Annotated in this window: 18 protein-coding genes; 8 read left to right on the top strand and 10 right to left on the bottom strand. The window is 73.8% G+C overall.

What is annotated here, in order from left to right:
- Window positions 1-88: 88 nt before the first annotated feature.
- Window positions 89-817: a C39 family peptidase gene (locus tag IF45_RS0109075; RefSeq protein ID WP_030306685.1), complete on the bottom strand. Its 729-nt coding sequence runs from the start codon at window positions 815-817 to the stop codon at window positions 89-91.
- Between the two features lie 141 nt (window positions 818-958).
- Window positions 959-1984, bottom strand: coding sequence for an endonuclease/exonuclease/phosphatase family protein (locus IF45_RS0109070; protein WP_003947752.1), 1026 nt, complete (start codon window positions 1982-1984; stop codon window positions 959-961).
- 338 nt (window positions 1985-2322) lie between these two features.
- Between IF45_RS0109070 and panB the strand changes: the two genes are divergently transcribed.
- Complete coding sequence (panB, locus tag IF45_RS0109065) at window positions 2323-3189, top strand: 3-methyl-2-oxobutanoate hydroxymethyltransferase (protein WP_003947753.1); 867 nt, start codon at window positions 2323-2325, stop codon at window positions 3187-3189.
- A gap of 224 nt (window positions 3190-3413) precedes the next feature.
- Complete coding sequence (locus IF45_RS0109060; protein ID WP_003947754.1) at window positions 3414-4214, top strand: site-2 protease family protein; 801 nt, start codon at window positions 3414-3416, stop codon at window positions 4212-4214.
- A gap of 6 nt (window positions 4215-4220) precedes the next feature.
- Here IF45_RS0109060 and IF45_RS0109055 read toward each other — a convergent pair whose 3' ends face one another.
- From IF45_RS0109055 to IF45_RS0109045, 3 genes are all read right to left on the bottom strand, one after another.
- The gene (locus tag IF45_RS0109055) at window positions 4221-4415 is read right to left on the bottom strand and encodes a hypothetical protein (RefSeq protein WP_003947755.1); all 195 of its coding nucleotides are present in this window, start codon (window positions 4413-4415) and stop codon (window positions 4221-4223) included.
- Window positions 4416-4513: 98 nt separating this feature from the next.
- A complete protein-coding gene (gene npdG, locus IF45_RS0109050; protein ID WP_030306681.1) occupies window positions 4514-5230 on the bottom strand; it encodes an NADPH-dependent F420 reductase in 717 nt (238 codons plus the stop codon).
- A 90-nt stretch (window positions 5231-5320) separates the two neighbouring features.
- Complete coding sequence (locus IF45_RS0109045; protein WP_003947757.1) at window positions 5321-5575, bottom strand: hypothetical protein; 255 nt, start codon at window positions 5573-5575, stop codon at window positions 5321-5323.
- Window positions 5576-5656: 81 nt separating this feature from the next.
- Between IF45_RS0109045 and map the strand changes: the two genes are divergently transcribed.
- Window positions 5657-6514: a type I methionyl aminopeptidase gene (map, locus tag IF45_RS0109040; protein WP_003947758.1), complete on the top strand. Its 858-nt coding sequence runs from the start codon at window positions 5657-5659 to the stop codon at window positions 6512-6514.
- Window positions 6515-6724: 210 nt separating this feature from the next.
- The gene (locus IF45_RS0109035) at window positions 6725-7387 is read left to right on the top strand and encodes a biliverdin-producing heme oxygenase (protein WP_003947759.1); all 663 of its coding nucleotides are present in this window, start codon (window positions 6725-6727) and stop codon (window positions 7385-7387) included.
- Window positions 7388-7477: 90 nt separating this feature from the next.
- Here IF45_RS0109035 and IF45_RS0109030 read toward each other — a convergent pair whose 3' ends face one another.
- The 3 genes from IF45_RS0109030 to IF45_RS0109020 all read right to left on the bottom strand — a co-directional run bounded on the left by IF45_RS0109030 (window position 7478) and on the right by IF45_RS0109020 (window position 11419).
- Window positions 7478-8134, bottom strand: a complete 657-nt coding sequence (locus IF45_RS0109030) for a PhzF family phenazine biosynthesis protein (RefSeq protein ID WP_003947760.1) — start codon at window positions 8132-8134, stop codon at window positions 7478-7480.
- 173 nt (window positions 8135-8307) lie between these two features.
- Entirely contained in the window at window positions 8308-9852 is a 1545-nt protein-coding gene (locus IF45_RS0109025) for an HtaA domain-containing protein (protein WP_030306677.1), read from the bottom strand.
- A 127-nt stretch (window positions 9853-9979) separates the two neighbouring features.
- On the bottom strand, window positions 9980-11419 hold the full coding sequence (locus IF45_RS0109020; protein WP_030306674.1) for an HtaA domain-containing protein: 1440 nt from the start codon (window positions 11417-11419) through the stop codon (window positions 9980-9982).
- Between the two features lie 109 nt (window positions 11420-11528).
- Between IF45_RS0109020 and IF45_RS0109015 the strand changes: the two genes are divergently transcribed.
- From IF45_RS0109015 to IF45_RS0109000, 4 genes are all read left to right on the top strand, one after another.
- The gene (locus tag IF45_RS0109015) at window positions 11529-12566 is read left to right on the top strand and encodes a heme/hemin ABC transporter substrate-binding protein (RefSeq protein ID WP_030306672.1); all 1038 of its coding nucleotides are present in this window, start codon (window positions 11529-11531) and stop codon (window positions 12564-12566) included.
- A complete protein-coding gene (locus IF45_RS0109010; RefSeq protein ID WP_030306671.1) occupies window positions 12563-13678 on the top strand; it encodes a FecCD family ABC transporter permease in 1116 nt (371 codons plus the stop codon). Before IF45_RS0109015 ends, IF45_RS0109010 begins: the two co-directional genes overlap by 4 nt.
- The gene (locus tag IF45_RS0109005) at window positions 13675-14520 is read left to right on the top strand and encodes a heme ABC transporter ATP-binding protein (protein ID WP_008415058.1); all 846 of its coding nucleotides are present in this window, start codon (window positions 13675-13677) and stop codon (window positions 14518-14520) included. The genes IF45_RS0109010 and IF45_RS0109005 overlap by 4 nt, the downstream gene beginning before the upstream one ends.
- Window positions 14521-14647: 127 nt before the next feature.
- Entirely contained in the window at window positions 14648-15640 is a 993-nt protein-coding gene (locus tag IF45_RS0109000) for an SCO2278 family lipoprotein (RefSeq protein WP_037637785.1), read from the top strand.
- Window positions 15641-15730: 90 nt separating this feature from the next.
- Here IF45_RS0109000 and IF45_RS0108995 read toward each other — a convergent pair whose 3' ends face one another.
- Together IF45_RS0108995 and IF45_RS0108990 are read right to left on the bottom strand one after the other, a co-directional pair.
- Entirely contained in the window at window positions 15731-16459 is a 729-nt protein-coding gene (locus IF45_RS0108995) for a bifunctional DNA primase/polymerase (RefSeq protein WP_030306669.1), read from the bottom strand.
- Window positions 16460-16622: 163 nt separating this feature from the next.
- Window positions 16623-17249, bottom strand: a complete 627-nt coding sequence (locus tag IF45_RS0108990) for a TetR/AcrR family transcriptional regulator (protein WP_008415028.1) — start codon at window positions 17247-17249, stop codon at window positions 16623-16625.
- Window positions 17250-17299 lie beyond the last annotated feature (50 nt).

Raw genomic sequence — 17299 nt, 5'->3', positions numbered from 1 at the left:
GGGCCTTGCGGGTGGCCGAGGGGCCGCGGGGAGAGCACGTCTTCCCCGCGGCACCTCGGCCGTTCCCGGACGGTGTGCGGGCGGCGGGTCAGGCCGCGTACCCCTTCGGCGGGATCAGCGAGGCGAGCTGGGAGAAGTCCAGCCAGTAGATCTGCCAGCCGTTGAAGGAGGCCGAGTCGGCGATCAGCACCGTGTGGTAGTCGGTGTCGTAGCCGATGACGGTGAAGTAGTGGTACACCGTCTGGTCCGCCGGGTAGCCGGGCGGCTGGTTGCCGGGCGGGGCCACGATGTTGGCGACGATCGCGTAGCCGTGGTCGATGTCGTCGACCACGTCCGACCAGAGCAGGTCCACCTGGGCCTGGGTGGGCGGGTCGTTCGGCATCTCGCGGGTGAAGTACTGGCCGGCGTCGATGCGGGAGTTGAGCACCGCGGTGACCTGGCCTATGTGGTCGGTGCCGCCGGTGTGGGTGCCGAGTTCGGCGGCGAGGGTGGCCTGGCTGGGGGCGGCGACCCGGGCCGAGAGGGCGCAGCGGGTGGCGGCGGGGCCGCACCAGTAGCCGGTCTCCTGGACCTGGTACTCCACCGAGAGGACGTGCTCGCCCTGGGTGCGCACCTCCTTGGTCCGCAGGGTCGGGAAGGCGCCGCGGGTCCGGCCGACGACCTCGGTCTCGACCTGGATGCCGTTCGGGTGGGCGGGGCTGGGCGGCAGCGGGGCGACCTGGCTGCCGCCGGGGGTCGCGGCGCGTGCGGTGCCGGGGTGCAGGAGGGCGCCGGTGGCGCCGAGGGCGAGGGCGGTGGCGAAAGATCTTCTCCGCATGGGAGGTCCTTCCGTTGTGGGGGGGGGACGTCCGTGGGGGGACGCGAAAGTCATGAGCATGACACGCGTAGACCCCCGGCGGAAGGCCGCGTGCGGCCCGCCCGGCACGGGGCCGGACGGCCGCACCGCCACCTGCACGCGCTACCCGAAGCTGATACGCGCCGCTATCGGCAGGTGGTCGCTGGCGGTGCGCGGCAGGGTCCAGGAGGAGACGGGCTCGACGCCCTGGACCATGATCTGGTCGATCCGGGCCATCGGGAAGGAGGCCGGCCAGCTGAAGCCGAAGCCGTTCCCGGCGGCGCCCTGGGTGGAGCGCATCTGCGAGGTCACCGGGGAGAGGGCCCGGTCGTTCATGGTGCCGTTGAGGTCGCCGAGGAGGACCACACGGTCCAGTTCCTCCCCTCGGATGGCCAGGCCCAGCGCCTCGGCGCTGCTGTCGCGCTGGCCGGCGGTGAAGCCGGCGTCGACCTTGACCCGTACCGAGGGCAGGTGGGCGACGTAGACGGCGAGGGGGCCCGAGGGGGTGTCGACGGTGGAGCGCAGGGCACGGGTCCAGCCGAGTTTGATGTCGACCGGCGCGGTGGCACTCAGCGGGTACTTGCTCCACAGGCCGACGGTGCCCTCGACGGCGTGGTGCGGGTAGGTGGCGGCGAGCGCCTCGCGGAAGGCGGGGACCGCCTCGGGGCTCAGCTCCTCCAGGGCGACCACGTCGGCACCGGAGGCGGCGAGGTCGCGGGCGGTGGCGGCCGGGTCGGGGTTGTCGGCGTTGACGTTGTGGGTGGCGACGGTGAGGTCGCCGCCGGTGGCGGACTTGTCGGTGACCAGGCCGCCGAAGAGGTTGAGCCAGACCACCGCGGGCAGCAGGAGCGCGATCAGCGCGGTGGCCGAGCGGCGCACCAGCCCGGCCACCAGCAGCACCGGCAGGGCGAGGCCGAGCCAGGGCAGGAAGGTCTCGCCGAGGCTGCCCAGGCTGCCGACCGAGTTGGGGATGCGGGCGTGACCGGCCATGACCAGGGCGAGGAGGAGCGCGAGGGCGGCGAGGACCAGCCCGCGCCGCCAGGGTCCCCGGTGGGTCCGGAGCCGGCGGGCGAGGGAGCGGAGCCGGGGTTCGGGGCGCCCGTGCTCGTGGCCGTCGCTGTCCGGTTCCGTCCTGTACGCCTGCGCCATACCGTCGTCGCCTCGCTGCCTGTTCCACGCCGTCTCGAACCCCGACCCTAGGGGATGAGCGGCGCCCTTCCGTGCCGTCCACGACGGCGGTTTCCTTCCCGGACGACGGACGGCACCGCCCCCGCAGTTCCGGGTGCCCGCACCGGGCGGGCGGCTGTGACAGAACGGGCACAGTTACCCCTGGTAGCAGGGGAAACGCCGGCTCCGCGCGCTGTCTGTCACGTCACGTCCCCCGCCCGGCCTCCACGTCTTCCCGTCCACCCCGGTCGGGTGCCACCATGGAGGAGAGTCCGGGGACGCCGTCAGGGCGCCTCGAGATGACAGAAGGAGCCGTTGCGATGACGCAGCTTCCGGCTGCCCCCACGCAGTCCACCGCCGACCCCAAGGCGCTTTACGGCGGGACCTCCACCCGCCGGGTCACCGTCCACGACATCGCCCGCGCGAAGGACCGCGGCGAGAAGTGGCCCATGCTCACCGCCTACGACGCGATGACCGCGTCGGTCTTCGACGAGGCGGGCATCCCCGTCCTCCTCGTCGGCGACTCGATGGGCAACTGCCACCTCGGGTACGACACCACGGTGCCGGTCACCCTCGACGAGATGGCGATGCTCTCCGCGGCCGTCGTCCGCGGCACCAGCCGCGCCATGATCGTCGCCGACCTGACCTTCGGGTCCTACCAGGAGGGGCCCGTCCAGGCCCTGCGCTCCGCGACCCGGCTGGTCAAGGAGGCCGGCGTGGGCGCGGTGAAGCTGGAGGGCGGCGAGCGCTCACACGAGCAGATCCGGATGCTGGTGGAGGCCGGCATCCCGGTGATGGCCCACATCGGCCTCACCCCGCAGTCCGTCAACGCCATGGGCTACCGCGTGCAGGGGCGCGGCGAGGAGGCCGCGCAGCAGCTGCTGCGGGACGCCAAGGCGGTGCAGGACGCGGGCGCCTTCGCGGTCGTGCTGGAGGCGGTACCGGCCGAGCTGGCCGCCGAGGTGACCGGCATGCTCCAGATCCCGACCGTCGGCATCGGCGCGGGCGCCGGGACCGACGCGCAGGTGCTGGTGTGGACCGACGCCTTCGGGCTCACCCCCGGCAAGGCACCCCGGTTCAGCAAGAAGTACACCGATCTGCGGGCGATCATGACGGCGGCCACCAAGGAGTTCGCCGACGAGGTCGTGGGCGGTGCCTTCCCGGCGGAGGAGCACACCTTCCACTGATCCGGTGCCTCCGCCCGGCCCCGGTGTCCCCCCGCCGGTGCCGGGCGGTCCCGGTGCCGCAGCCGGCGGGCCCCGCCCACGCGCCCGGCCGGCCGCGCGGCCCCGGCCCCGGCCCGACTCCTCCCCCGGTGTCGGGCCGGTGTCGTTCCTCCGGGACGCGGCGGGCCCGTACCGTGGGCTGCCCGGGCGGCTGCCGCGTCCGGGCAGCCGAGAAGGAGTGCCGCGTGCCGACGTCCTCGCCGTCCCCCGTCCGCGCCGCCGACCGGCGGATCAGCCCGGTCTTCCTCGCGATCACGGCCGTGACGGCGGTCGCGGGGTGGGGGGTGTGGGCCGGTGTCCCGGCGGTGGGGCTCGCCGTCTTCCTCTTCGTGACCGGCGCCTGGGTGGTCTCGCTCTGCCTCCACGAGTACGCGCACGCCCGCACCGCGCTGCACAGCGGGGACATCTCGGTGGGCGCCAAGGGCTACCTCACGCTCAATCCGCTGAAGTACACCCACGCCCTGCTCAGCATCGTGCTGCCGGTGCTCTTCGTGATCCTCGGCGGCATCGGGCTGCCCGGCGGGGCGGTCTTCATCGAGCGGGGCCGCATCCGGGGCCGCTGGCGCCACTCGCTGATCTCGGCGGCGGGGCCGCTGACCAACGTGGTCTTCGCGGTGGTCTGCGCGGCCCCGTTCTGGCTGGGCGCGCTGGACGGGGTGCCGCCGTACTTCCGGTACGCGCTCGGCTTCCTGGCGCTGCTCCAGGTGACGGCGGCGATCCTGAACTTCCTGCCGGTCCCGGGGCTGGACGGGTACGGCGTGCTGGAGCCCTGGCTGTCGCGGAAGGTACGCCGCCAGGTCGAGCCCTTCGCGCCGTACGGGCTGCTCGCGGTCTTCGCGCTGCTGTGGGTCCCGGAGGTCAACCGGGCCTTCTTCGGCCTGGTGGACGCGGTCCTGGGCGGGCTCGGGGTGAGCGAGTGGGACACGTACTGGGGGCGGCGGCTCTACCAGTTCTGGCTGGGCACGGACGGGGTGCCGGCCGGCTGAGCCGGGTCAGACGCCGGCGGTCTGCTGCTGCCGCTGCCGCTCGGCCTTGGCCCGGCGGAAGGAGAACCAGGCCATGTTGGAGGAGAGGCCGGCCATGAGCACCCAGACGACGCCGATCCACTGGCCCTGGACGAAGGAGACGACGGCGGCGGCCACGGTGAGGACGCAGACGGCGAGGGCGTACAGAGCGAGGCGGGGCATGGGGGCGGCTCCTGTCGGGCGGCGCGGTACGGGCGCCCTCCAGTGTCCCCCATGCCCTCTGTGCCCCGTTCGCCGGACCCGCCGACGGGGGGCGCCGGTCAGATGTCGGTGACGCGGACCCCGGCGTGCGCCTTGTAGCGGCGGTTGACCGAGATGAGGTTGGCGACCAGCGACTCGACCTGGTGGGCGTTGCGCAGGCGGCCGGCGAAGACGCCGCGCATGCCGGGGATGCGCCCGGCGAGGGCCTGGACGAGGTCGGTGTCGGCGCGGGACTCGCCCAGCACCATCACGTCGGTGTCGATGGAGGCGACCTCCGGGTCCTGGAGGAGGACGGCCGAGAGGTGGTGGAAGGCGGCGGTGACCCGGGAGTCGGGGAGCAGGGCGGCGGCCTGCTCGGCGGCGCTGCCCTCCTCGGGGGTGAGGGCGTAGGCGCCCTTCTTGTCGAAGCCGAGCGGGTTGACGCAGTCGACGACGAGCTTGCCCGCCAGCTCCTCGCGGAGCCCTTCCAGGGTCTTGGCGTGGCCGTCCCACGGCACGGCGACGATGACGAGGTCGCTGCGGCGGGCGCACTCGGCGTTGTCGGCGCCCTCGACGCCGTGGCCGAGTTCGGCGGCGGCGGCCTGGGCGCGCTCGGCGGCCCGGGAGCCGATGATCACGCGCTGGCCGGCCTGGGCGAGGCGGTAGGCGAGGCCGCGCCCCTGGTCGCCGGTGCCGCCGAGCACGCCGACGACGAGCGAGGAGACGTCGGGGAGGTCCCAGGGGTCCTTGGCGGGGGCCTTCTTGGGGGCGTCGCCCGCGGAGTCAGGAGTTGTCATGGGAGCGACCCTACTTGCTGGTAGGAGGGGGGCGGCGGTACGCCCCGGACCTCGCGTCCGGGGCCGCGCGCCGGGGCTCGCGGGGCCGCCTCAGGCGGCCGCCGGGCCCTTGCCGCCGTCGTCCCCCTCGCCGCCCTCGCCCTTGTCGTGCCAGCGCGGGTCGTTCTCCCAGCTCTGGTTGCGCTCGGCGGCGGTGTTCATGGCGTTCTCCGCCTCCTGCCGGCTGGGGTAGGGGCCGAGCCGGTTCTTGGCCGGGCACTGCGGGCCCTCCTCGACCGTGCCGTGTTCGAGGCAGTAGTACCACTCGCCGGGCCTGCCTGCCGCGCGCTTCTTGAACAGTGCCATGGGGGGCTCCCTCGCTTCCGCCGCCGCTGCGGCCTCCGTGAGGGCCATGTTGCCCGAGTCGGGCTGGCTACACTCGTCGGCATGTCTGGCCAGTCGACGCTCGTACCAGGGGAGCTCTCTCCCACCCGCACCGTGCCCGGGAACATCCGGCGCCCCGAGTACGTGGGCCGGCCCGCGCCCACCCCGTACACCGGTCCCGAACGGCAGAGTCCCGAGACGATCGAGGCGATGCGGGCGGCGGGCCGGATCGCCGCGCGGGCGATGGCGGCCGCGGCCGAGGCCATCGCGCCGGGGGTGACCACCGACGAGCTGGACCGGATCGCCCACGCCTACATGGTCGACCACGGCGCCTACCCCTCGACGCTCGGTTACCGGGGCTTCCCCAAGTCGCTGTGCACCTCGGTCAACGAGGTGATCTGCCACGGCATCCCGGACTCCACCGTGCTGCGCGACGGCGACATCATCAACCTGGACGTGACCGCGTACATCGGCGGGGTGCACGGCGACACCAACGCGACCTACCTGGTCGGCGACGTGGACGAGGAGTCGCGGCTGCTGGTGGAGCGGACCCGCGAGTCGCTGAACCGCGCCATCAAGGCGGTCCGCCCGGGCCGCCAGATCAACGTCATCGGCCGCGTCATCGAGTCGTACGCCAAGCGGTTCGGCTACGGGGTGGTGCGCGACTTCACCGGTCACGGCATCAACACCTCGTTCCACTCCGGCCTGATCATCCCGCACTACGACTCCCCCAACGCGACCACCGTGATCGAGCCCGGGATGACCTTCACCATCGAGCCGATGCTGACGCTGGGCACGCACACCTACGACATGTGGGACGACGGCTGGACCGTGGTGACCAAGGACCGCAGGCGGACGGCCCAGTTCGAGCACACCCTGGTGGTCACGGACTCCGGCGCGGAGATCCTGACGCTGCCCTGAGCGCGCGGCGCACCCGCCCGAGGGGCGGTTCCGGCGAGGCCGGGGCCGCCCCTTCGGCGTGTACGGGACAGGCGGCCCGGGGGAGGTTTTTCTCGACCCGGTGTCGGGAACTTTACCGACGAGCAGTCGGCAAGCCGTTGACTTAGGCAAGCCTAAGTTAAATGATGGGCGCAGTTTCCACCCCTTACTTCACGCCCCCGGAGGTCCGTTGTGGACACCCCGCCCGTCCCCTTCTCGACGCTCATCCGCACCGCCTCGCACGAGCAGCACACCGAGGCGGAGACCAGCACCTTCATGAGCGACATGCTCGGCGGCCGGCTCGGCGTGGAGGCGTACGCCCGGTACACCGAGCAGCTCTGGTTCGTGTACCGCGCCCTGGAGGAGGGCGTCGCCGCCCTGGCCGGCGACCCGGTGGCGGGCCCCTTCCTCCAGCCGGAGCTGGAGCGCACCGCCGAGCTGGAGCGGGACCTGGCCCATCTGCGCGGCGAGGGGTGGCAGCAGCGGGCCACCGCCCTGCCCGCCACCGAGGCTTACGCCGAACGGGTGAGGGAGTGCGTGCGCACCTGGCCCGGCGGCTTCGTCGCCCACCACTACACGCGCTACCTCGGCGACCTCTCCGGCGGCCAGATCATCCGCGGCACCGCCGAGAAGACCTGGGGCTTCGCCCGCAAGGGCGACGGCGTGCGGTTCTACGTCTTCGAGGGCATAAGCAACCCGGCCGCCTTCAAGCGCGGCTACCGCGAACTGCTCGACGCCCTGCCCGTCGACGACCTGGAGAAGCAGCGCGTGGTCGACGAGTGCAAGCGCGCCTTCGCCCTCAACACGGCGCTCTTCCGCGAGCTGGGCCAGGAGTTCCCGCTCAGCGCCGCCTGACCGGCGCGCGTCCCCGGACCCCCTTCGGGCCCGCTCCGCCCTCCCAGGGGAGCGGGCCCGAAGGCGTGTCCGCGTACGCGGCGGGGCGGATCAGGGCCGTACGGTGCCGGCCATCTCGACGCGGCCGCCGACCTCCACCGTGCCGTCGCGCTGGGGGGCGGTCAGGAGCTGGGAGCCGCGGCCCTGGCTGATGTTGAGGGCGCGGCCGAGCCGGGCGGTGAGGAGCAGGGCGGCGGCGCCGGTGGCCTCGTCCTCGTCCACGCCGTCGCCCCGGCCGGGGAAGGCGCGGGCGCGGACGCGGCCCGCCGCCTCCTCGCTCCACGCCCAGGCGTAGACCCACTCCCCCGGCGGCGGGACCTGGAGCTTGTCGACGACGTCCGGGTCGTCGTAGGCGCGCAGGGTGCGCGGCGGGGCCCATTCGGGGCGCGCCTCGATCCAGGTGAACTCGCCGTCCTGGCGGGCCGCCACCACCCCTGCGCCGGTGACGAGTTCGGGGACGTCCAGGAGCCAGGCGGCGCCCACGCAGGGGTGTCCGGCGAAGGGCAGGCGCAGGCTCGGGGTCCAGATGTCGACGAGGCCGCGTTCGGGGTCGTCGACGAAGACCGTCTCGCTGTAGCCGAGCCGGGCGGCCAGCGCGCGCCGTTCCTCGTCCCCCGGGAACCGGGAGCCGTCGCGGACCACGCCCAGCCGGTTGCCGTGCCGGCCGTCGGGGCCGCAGAAGACCCTCAGTACGTCGATGTGCGTCACCGGGAAATTGAAACACCGCCGGGCCCCGGCTCCGTGCGGCGCCCCGGGGCGCACGGAGGGCCGCCCCCTGTTCCCTGGCGCACCCCGGGAGTACGGGGCGCGGGTGTACGGCTCAGGGGCGCGTGGCGGTCCCGGAAGGGTCCACCGCGCGCCCCTGGACCGGGCTGCCGGGGTCAGCTGGCGGCGTCGCCCGCGGCGTTGCGGCGGCGGGCCGCGACGACCACGCCCGCGCCCGCGGCCACGACCAGCGCGGCAGCGCCGGCGAGGGCGCCCGCGTTCACCTCGGCGCCGGTGGAGGCCAGCGCGCCGGTGCCGCCGGTCTGGCCGACGGTGCCGGAGCCGACCGAGCCGGTGCCGCCCGTGCCGCCGGTGCCCGAACCGCCGTTGCCCGAGTCGCCGTTGCCGCCGGAGCCGCCGGGCAGCTGGGCGTCGTCGGTGAGGCCGAGAGCGAGGGTCACCGGGTCGATGGCCTCGCCCTCCTTGTACATGGAGCCGGTGGTGTCGTTGGCGAAGACCGCGGCGCCGTCGGCGGTGAAGGCGGCCGGGACCTTCTCCAGGCGGACCACGTCGTCCTTGGCCTCGTAGGAGACGCCGGTCAGGTCGAGCGTGGCGAACGCGACGTCGTCCTCGGTGCCCTGAGGCGTGGTGACGTCTACGGAGAGGGTGCCCTTGTTCCCGGCGGCCTCGACCTTGACGTCGCTGAACTTCATGTCGATGCCGTGCGAGGGGTAGGTGAAGCGGACGCTGCCGTCGAAGGAGGCGGAGAGCTTGCGGGCGTCGGCGTCCAGGTCGGCCTTGGCGTACGGGAAGTCGTAGCCGTTGCCGTTGTCCTTGGCGCCGCCCGCGACGGTGGCGGAGCCGCCGGTCGCTATGTAGCGGCGGAAGGACTCCTTGACGCCCCAGGCGAGGGTGCCCTTGGCGACCTGGCCGGGCTCCTGGCTGTCGCCCGGGGAGGGCTTCCCGGTGGGCTCGGTGGTGGGCTTGCCGGTGGGCTCCTCGGTGGGCTTCTCCGTCGGCTTCTCGGTGGGCTCCTCCGTCGGCTTCTCGGTCGGGCCGTCCGTGGGCTCGTCGGTGGGCCCCTCGGTCGGCGGGGCGGTGGTCGCGGGGGTGGCCTTGACGGAGAGGGTGGCCGGGTCGAGGGCGTCGCCCTCCTTGTACATGCCGTTGAACGCCTTGGCGCCGTCGGCGGTCAGCGTGGTGGGGATGTCCTTGTAGACCAGCTCCGTGCGGCTGTCGCCCTTGGTGGCGGCGGCGAGGTCGACGGTGGCGAGGTCGATGTCGTCCTGGGTGTCGTCGTTGAGGGTCACGTCGGCCTTGATGAAGCCGGTGTTGCCCACGGTGACGACCTTCAGGTCGTCGATGGTGATGGTGAACCCGTGCGTCGGGTAGGCGAACTGGACGGAGCCGTCGAAGGCGACGTTCACTCCGTGGTCGCCGGCCTCGTTGTACTTGCCGGTGCCGCCCACGAAGGTGAAGGGGCCGTTGCCGTCGGCCTGCGTGGCGCCGCCGGAGGTGGTGATGGTGCCGCCGCCGTTGACGTACCGGCGGAAGGACTCCTTCACGCCCCAGTCCAGGGTGCCGTCGGTGAGGTCCATCACGGGGGCGCCGGCGCGCGGCGCCTCGGCGGCGACGGCGGGGAGCGTCAGGGCGGTCGCGCCCAGTCCCAGCGCGGTCGCGACGGCGGCGGCCAGGACGACGGGGCGGCGGTTGGGGGTCATGACGGGAGATCTCCTGAGGTGAGGACCGGGGGCACTGGTCGTGCGCCGGAGAGAGGAAGGGGAGCCGTGCATGGGGGGAGGTGGTGAGGTACTGCGTGGGGGGGCGCGGGACGGTCCCGACGGGGGGTCAGTCGTCCTGCGGGGAGGGGTGGTCTGCGGGGGTGGCCGTGCGGCGCCTGCGGGCGATCATCAGCCCGCCGCCGGCCGCGGCCAGGACGACGACACCGGCGCCGACGGCCAGCGGCAGCGCCGGGGAGGAGCTCTCGGCGGCGGCCGGTTCGGTCTTCTCCTTCGCGGCGGCCTTGTTCGGCTCGGGCGAGGCGGTCGGGGTGTCGGCGGAGCCGAGGTCGGGCAGGGGCGGCAACTCGGCCTTCTTGTCGAGGGCGACGGCGAGGGAGACGGGGTCCATCGCGGTGCCCTTCTTGTAGAGCGAGCCGAAGGCGTCGGCGCCCTTGGCGGTGAGCTTCGCGGGGACCTCGGTGAGGGTGATCAGGCCGTCCTCGGCCTGGAGTTCCTTCACGGCGAAGGTGACGAGCGGGACGTCCTTCGTCACCTCGTCCGCGTCGCGGACGTCGGCGCGCAGGGTGCCCTTGCCGTCCTCGACGGCGACGGTCACCTTGCTGAGCCTGAGGTCCAGGCCGTGTTCGCCGGTGAAGCGGACACTGCCGTCGAAGGAGGCGTCGAGCCGCTGGTCCTTCTTGTCGAAGGTGCCCTGGCCGGAGGTGAAGCGGAAGAGGGCTCCGCCGTCCTCGGCGCCGTCGGCCAGCTTCCACTCGCCCTGGGCGATGGAGCCGGTGACGTACTCGCGGAAGGTGCGGCGCACGCCCCAGTCGAGGGCGGCGTCCTCGATGCGGGCGGCCTTCTTCTCCTTCTCGTCCTTCTTCTTGCCGCCGTCGTCCTTCTTCTCCTCGCCCTCGGGGGACTTGGAGGGCTGCTGGGCGGCGGCGAGGAGGTCGGCGGAGAGGCTGACCGGGTCGAGGGCGGTGCCGGCGGTGTAGTACCCGGCGAAGGCGCGGGCGCCCTGGGAGGTGAGGGTGGCGGGGAGGTTGCTGAGGCCGATCGGACCGCCGCCGCCGCGCATCTCGATGCCGGAGACGTTGAGGGTGGCCAGCGGGACCTGGGCGGAGGTGGTGACCTGGCCGGTGCCCTTGGCCTTGCTGGTCATGTCGGCGTAGAGGGTGCCGCTGCCGCCGGAGATGCGGACGGTGGGGCGGGCGATGGTGAGGTCGAGTTCGTGGCCGCCGTTCTTCGGGTGGCCGAGGAAGCGGACGCCGCCGGAGAAGCCGGCCGAGAAGGCGCCGGTGTCCGGGTTGTACGAGCCGGTCGCCGAGTGGAACCGGAACTGGCTGGCGCCGACCGTGGCCGCGCCGCCCTGGAGGGTGTAACTCCCCTGCGCGATGGGCCCGGTGACGTACGACTGGAACGAGGACTTGACCCCCCAGTCCAGCCGGCCGCCCTGCACGGTGCGGTCGGCGGCGTGGGCGGTGGTGGCGGGAAGCAGCGCCCCCAGGAATGCCGCGAGAACGGTGACGGTACCCGCTCGGGCGGTACGTCTGGCAGACAGCATGAAACTTCCCTTTCGGGCAGGCTGGTGATTTTAGGTAAGGCTAACCTAAGGTATCTCCTGTCTCCTTCGGAACCCCCGGGGACCAGAACCTCAACAGCACGACAGGACGGTGGACTCGGTGCGTATCCCAGTTCGGGCCGGTGCACTGGCGGCGGGACTCGCGCTCGCCCTCACGGCATGCGGCGGATCGGCCGAAGGCGGTGGCTCCGGGCAGAAGCCGCAGGCCGCCCCGGCCGCCGAGGAGCGGACCGACCGGATCGAGCCGCTCGCCGGACCAGCCCCCGAGCCGAAGCTCCCCGCCAAGGTGGCCTCGGCCGACGGCCACACCGTGACCGTCGAGGACACCAGCCGGGTCGTCCCGCTCACCGGCAGCCTCAACGAGATCGTCTTCACCCTCGGCCTCGGCGAGCAGGTGGTCGCCCGGGACATCACCGCCACCTTCGAACAGGCCGCCGATCTCCCCGTGGTGACGCGGGCCCACGACGTCTCCGCCGAGAGCGTCCTCTCCCTGAAGCCGACCGTCGTCCTCGCCGACACCACCACCGGGCCGGCCGAGGCCATCAGCCAGATCCGCGACGCGGGCATCCCGCTGGTCGTCCTGGACCCGCCGAAGGAGCTCGACGACATCGGCCCCCGGATCGAGGCCGTGGCCGGGGCCCTCGGCGTGCCCGAGGCGGGCAAGGCCCTGGTGGAGCGCACCGAGCAGCGCATCGAGAAGGTCCGCGCCGACGTGCCCGACCTGCCCGCCGCCGACCGGCCCCGGGTCGCCTTCCTGTACCTGCGCGGCTCCGCCTCCGTCTATCTGCTCGGCGGCCGCGAGTCGGGCGCCGGCTCGCTCCTGGAGGCGGCCGGGGCGCTGGACGCGGGCAAGGAGTCCGGGCTGCGCAAGGACTTCACCGCCATCACCAGCGAGGCCCTCGCCAAGGCCGCCCCCGACGCGATCCTCGTCATGGCCAAGGGACTGAAGTCGGTCGACGGCGTCGACGGCCTGGTCAAGATCCCGGGCGTCGCCGAGACCCCCGCCGGGATGGACCGCCGCGTCGTCTCCATCGACGACGGCGTGCTCCTCAACTACGGCCCGCGCACCGACCAGGTCCTCGCCGACCTGGTCGACCAGCTCTACGCCGGGCAGGACGACGCCAAGTGACCACCACCGCATTCCGCGCCGACCTCGCCAAAGGCGGCCCGCAGGACGAGAGTCCGGCCCGGCGGTCCCCCGGCCGCGCCCGCCGCCTCTCCCTCACCGCCGGCCTCACCCTCGGCCTGATCGCCGCGCTGGTCCTGCTCTGCCTGCTCTCCGCCGGCATCGGCGCCTACCGCATACCGATCGGCGACGTCCTCGGCTCCCTCCTGCACCGCACCGGCCTCGGCGGCGCGGAACTGGACCGGGTCGGGGAGAGCGTGCTGTGGAACATCCGGCTCCCCCGGGTCGTCCTCGCCCTGCTGGTCGGCGCCTCGCTCGGCTGCGCGGGCGCCCTCATGCAGGGCGTCTTCGGCAACCCGCTGGCCGAACCGGGCGTCATCGGCATCTCCTCCGGTGCCGCCGTCGGCGCGGTCGCCTCCATCGCCCTCGGACTGACCTTCTTCGGCAACTGGACGGTGACGGTCTTCGCCTTCCTCGCCGGACTCGCCACCGTCCTCCTCGTCTACGTCATGTCCCGCTCGGGCGGCCGGACCGAGGTGGTCACGCTGATCCTCACCGGCATCGCGGTCAACGCCTTCGCCGGCGCCCTCATCGGCCTCTTCATCTTCTTCGCCGACAACGCCCAGGTCAGCCAGATCACCTTCTGGCAGCTCGGCTCGCTCGCCCAGGCCACCTGGCCCAAGGTGCTCGCCGTCCTGCCCTGCGCCCTGGCCGGCCTGATCGCCGCCCCGCTCTACGCCCGCCAGCTCGACCTGCTCGCCCTCGGCGAACGCCCCGCCCGGCACCTCGGGGTCGACGTGGAGCGGCTGCGGATCGTCCTGGTGCTGGTCGTCGCGCTGCTGACCGCCGCCGCCGTGGCGGTCGCCGGGATCATCACCTTCGTCGGCCTGCTCGTCCCGCACCTGCTGCGGATGGCGGCCGGACCCGGACACCGCTTCCTCGTCCCCGGCAGCGCGCTCGGCGGCGCCCTCGTCCTGGTCGCCGCCGACCTCGCCGCCCGCACCGTGGCGGCCCCCGCCGAACTCCCGCTGGGCGTCCTCACCGCCCTGTTCGGCAGTCCGTTCTTCTTCTGGCTCCTGCGCCGCACCCGGCGCAAGCAGGGAGGCTGGGCATGAGCCTGATGGCCAAGCTCCTCGGCACCGCGCGCACCGTCCGCGACCTGCCCGCCGCGCCCGCGCCCGGCACCGTCCTCGCCGAGGCCGAGCGGCTACGGGTCCGCCTCGGCGAGCGCACCGTCCTCGACGGGGCGGACCTCACCGTCCGCGCCGGGCAGGTCCTCGCCCTGGTCGGCCCGAACGGCGCCGGCAAGTCGACCCTGCTCGCCGCCCTGGCCGCCGACACCCCGGCGGCCGAGGGCACCGTACGCGTCGCGGGCCGCCCGGCCGGGGAGTGGAGCGCGGCCGAACTGGCCCTGCGCCGGGCGGTGCTGCCGCAGGCGGCCACGCTCTCCTTCCCGTTCCCCGTGGAGGACGTGGTCCGGATGGGCCGCGCCCCCTGGGCCGGGACCGAGCGGGAGGACGAGGACGAGGAGGCGGTCCGCGCGGCGATGGCCGCGACCGAGGTGACGGAGTTCGCCGGGCGCCCCTTCTCCGCGCTCTCCGGCGGCGAACGCGCCCGCGTCGCCCTCGCCCGGGTCCTCGCCCAACGCGCCCCGCTGCTGCTGCTCGACGAACCCACCGCCGCCCTCGACCTGCGCCACCAGGAACTGGTGCTGCGGATCTGCCGCGAGCGGGCGGCGGCCGGGGACGCCGTCGTCGTCGTCCTGCACGACCTCCAGCTGGCCGCCGCCTACGCGGACCGGGCCGCCGTCCTGCACGGCGGCCGGATCGCCGCCGAGGGCCCGCCCGCCGAGGTCTTCACCGCCGGGCTGATCGGCGAGGTCTACCGCCAGCCCGTCGAGGTCCTCCCGCATCCGGCGGGCGGCACCCCTCTGGTCGTCCCGGTGCGCCAACGCTGACCCTGGCACCGGGATTCCGGGCGCGCCTCCCTGCCGGGGAGGCGCGCCCGGCCTGTGTACGCCGGGCGGGCGCGGGGCCGATAGGGTTCGGGCCCGGACGTGGAGCAGGGAAGGGCGGTCGCAAGGGATGAGCAGGCGGCGGGGGTTGGCGCTGTCGGCGGCGGTTTCGGCACTGGCGCTGGCGGCGAGCGGTTGCGTCACCGTCCACGGTGAGCTGGAGGTCGTACCCGCCGCCACGAAGGGCGAGGCGGCCCGGGTGCTGGCCGAGTTCACCAAGGCGTACAACGCCGGTGACAAGGCGTACGACCCGGAGCTGAGCGCCGGCCGGGTGACCGGGGCGCTCGGCCAGATCAACCAGGCCAGCCTGCGGGCCAAGGGGAAGAACACACCGGGCGGCAACCCGCGTCACGCCCCGCTGGAGCTGACCGACGCCCGTTTCCTCATCCCCGCCAAGGCCGGGTGGCCGCGCTGGTTCCTCGCGGACACCGACAGCAACCGGGACGTGGACGACGACCCGCAACAGGACACCCGCTGGTTCGTCGCCTTCGTCAAGAGCGGGCCCGACGCCGAGTGGAAGGCCGCCTACCTCTCCATCCTCACCCCGGACGAGATACCGGAGTTCTCCGAGGACGCGCAGGGGAACGCGGTGCCGGTGGCGAACGGCGCCAAGGACCTGGCCGTCGCGCCGGGGCGGCTGAGCGAGGAGTACGCGGGCTTCCTCGGCGAGGGCGGGGAGTTGTTCGCCGACGGGCAGCACACCTCCTCCTGGCGGGCGCAGCGCGAGGAGAACGCCGACCGGCCCGGCCGCACCACCCAGTGGGTCGACCAGCCGCTCGACAAGGGGGACTTCGCTCCGCTGGCGCTGCGGACCGAGGACGGTGGGGCCATGGTGCTCTTCGCCACGCGGCACTTCGAGAAGCAGACGGCCGCGCGGGGGGTTCCGCTGAGCGTGCGCCCCGAGGTGGGGGCGCTGCTCAAGGGGGACATCAAGCGGGCGGTGACGCTGGAGCGGGTCTCCAACCAGGTCGTCACCGTGCCGCGGCCGGAGGGGTCCGGCGCCGGCGGGAAGGTGGTCTTCCTCAATCGGATCGAGGGGTTGACCGGGGCGGTCGGGGAGTAGCGCCTGCGGCGGGCCGGGGTGAGGTGGGGCGGGGGTCGTCGTCCGTGCCGGTCACAGATGGCCTCAAACGCCGGCCGGGCTTCATAGGTGTCAGCGGCCCAAGGGCCAGGCTGTCGTGGGGTCGTGTTCGCCGGTGTGGCGGGCGCTGGCGTCGGTGAGGTGCGGGAGGAGGGTGAGGGGGTCGGGGAGGGGGTGTTCCGGGCCGCGTAGCCAGGAGACGCCGGGGCCCTCGCCCGGGAGGCGGGCCGGGGGGATCAGGACGTAGCTGCCGCGGCAGTGCCAGCGCAGGCCGGGCGAGTCGTCGTCGGTGTCCGGGTGGGCGTCCAGCTCGCAGGGCCACCACTCGTCCTCGTCCTCGGGGGTGCCCCGGGTCATGGTGAAGAAGAGCATGCGGCCGTCGCCCGTCTCGGCGACCGGGCCGACGTCGACCCCGGCGGCGTCCAGGGTCTGGAGCGCCTCGCGGCCCGCCTGGAGGGGGACGTCCAGGACGTCGTGGACCATGCCGGTGGCGGTGATGAAGTTGGCCTCGGGCTGGTGCCGGGCCCAGCGCTCGACCTGGCCCTTGTCGGTGGTCGACTGGGTCTGCCAGGCGAAGGAGACCGGGTGGCGGGCGGGGGTGGGACACCCCATGCGCACGCACGAACAGAGGTATCCCTCCGGGTGGGCGGCGGGGGCCAGGGGCAGTCCCGCCCCGGCCGCGGCCAGCAGCAGTTCTTCACGCCGGGCCGCCTCGTCACCCGGGTCCTGTTTCGGCCGGCGGTGCAGCCACTGGGAAAACCTGCTCTGCCCGCCGGAGCGGCGGCCGAACTCCGCGCCCATCAATCCCCTCACCTCGACGTCGTGCGCTCCATGGTGCCACTTCCCGGGGCGGGGAGAGGCCGGTGGGACGCCCGGGGGGTACCGGGCACGGAGGCGCGGGGGGCGCACGACGGCGCAGGTACGGCTCGGGGAGGCGCGCGGGCAGCGCACCCCCTGGCCGGGGTCAGGCGCCCCGCAGGCCGGTGAGGACGTGGTCGACGAGGGCGTCGGCGTAGGCGTGGTCGAGCGGGCCCGTGCCCATCAGCCAGCGGTAGGTGAGCGGCGCCACCAGCAGGTCGGTGGCGATCGCCACATCGGTCTCCGGGCGGATCTCGCCGCGCTCCCGGGCGGCGGTCAGCCGGGTCCCGTAGAGGCGGAGGCCGGGGGCGAGGACGTGTTCGAGGAAGCGGGCGCCGAGCTGCGGGTTGAGGATGCCCTCGGCCGACAGGGCGCGGGCGGGGTCGGCGTACGCGGGCTCGTTCAGTTCGTCGACGGTGGCCTGGAGGACCAGTTTCAGGTCGGCGGCGAGGTCGCCGCTGTCGGGGAAGGCGGCGGCGCCGGGGTCGTCCTCGGGTGAGACGGCGGAGCGCTGGGCCAGGTCGAGGAAGGCTTCGAGGACGACGTCACCCTTGGAGGGCCACCAGCGGTAGATGGTCTGCTTGCCGACGCCCGCGCGGGCGGCGATGGCCTCGATGGTGAGCTTGGCGTAACCGGTCTCGGAGACCAGGGCGAGGGCCGCCTCGTAGATCGCGCGGCGGGAGCGGTCGCTGCGGCGGCCGGCGTCGGGGGTGGGGGTGGCCTTCTCAGACATACCCGCCAAGGTAGCAGCGAAGGCGAGGCGCAACGTACCGTCTCGGAATC

The sequence above is a fragment of the Streptomyces albidoflavus genome (assembly GCF_000719955.1).
Classification (GTDB): domain Bacteria; phylum Actinomycetota; class Actinomycetes; order Streptomycetales; family Streptomycetaceae; genus Streptomyces; species Streptomyces albidoflavus.
This window is presented reverse-complemented; position numbering and strand designations above follow the sequence as displayed.

Bases quoted from the DNA above. Each gene is read 5' to 3' on its own strand.
- IF45_RS0109020 (WP_030306674.1), bottom strand. From the start codon at position 11,419: ATGCTGTCTGCCAGACGTACCGCCCGAGCGGGTACCGTCACCGTTCTC.
- IF45_RS0109005 (WP_008415058.1), top strand. From the start codon at position 13,675: ATGAGCCTGATGGCCAAGCTCCTCGGCACCGCGCGCACCGTCCGCGAC.
- IF45_RS0109070 (WP_003947752.1), bottom strand. From the start codon at position 1,984: ATGGCGCAGGCGTACAGGACGGAACCGGACAGCGACGGCCACGAGCAC.
- panB (WP_003947753.1), top strand. From the start codon at position 2,323: ATGACGCAGCTTCCGGCTGCCCCCACGCAGTCCACCGCCGACCCCAAG.
- IF45_RS0109055 (WP_003947755.1), bottom strand. From the start codon at position 4,415: ATGCCCCGCCTCGCTCTGTACGCCCTCGCCGTCTGCGTCCTCACCGTG.
- map (WP_003947758.1), top strand. From the start codon at position 5,657: ATGTCTGGCCAGTCGACGCTCGTACCAGGGGAGCTCTCTCCCACCCGC.
- IF45_RS0109075 (WP_030306685.1), bottom strand. From the start codon at position 817: ATGCGGAGAAGATCTTTCGCCACCGCCCTCGCCCTCGGCGCCACCGGC.
- IF45_RS0108990 (WP_008415028.1), bottom strand. From the start codon at position 17,249: ATGTCTGAGAAGGCCACCCCCACCCCCGACGCCGGCCGCCGCAGCGAC.
- IF45_RS0109045 (WP_003947757.1), bottom strand. From the start codon at position 5,575: ATGGCACTGTTCAAGAAGCGCGCGGCAGGCAGGCCCGGCGAGTGGTAC.
- IF45_RS0109000 (WP_037637785.1), top strand. From the start codon at position 14,648: ATGAGCAGGCGGCGGGGGTTGGCGCTGTCGGCGGCGGTTTCGGCACTG.
- npdG (WP_030306681.1), bottom strand. From the start codon at position 5,230: ATGACAACTCCTGACTCCGCGGGCGACGCCCCCAAGAAGGCCCCCGCC.
- IF45_RS0109025 (WP_030306677.1), bottom strand. From the start codon at position 9,852: ATGACCCCCAACCGCCGCCCCGTCGTCCTGGCCGCCGCCGTCGCGACC.
- IF45_RS0108995 (WP_030306669.1), bottom strand. From the start codon at position 16,459: ATGGGCGCGGAGTTCGGCCGCCGCTCCGGCGGGCAGAGCAGGTTTTCC.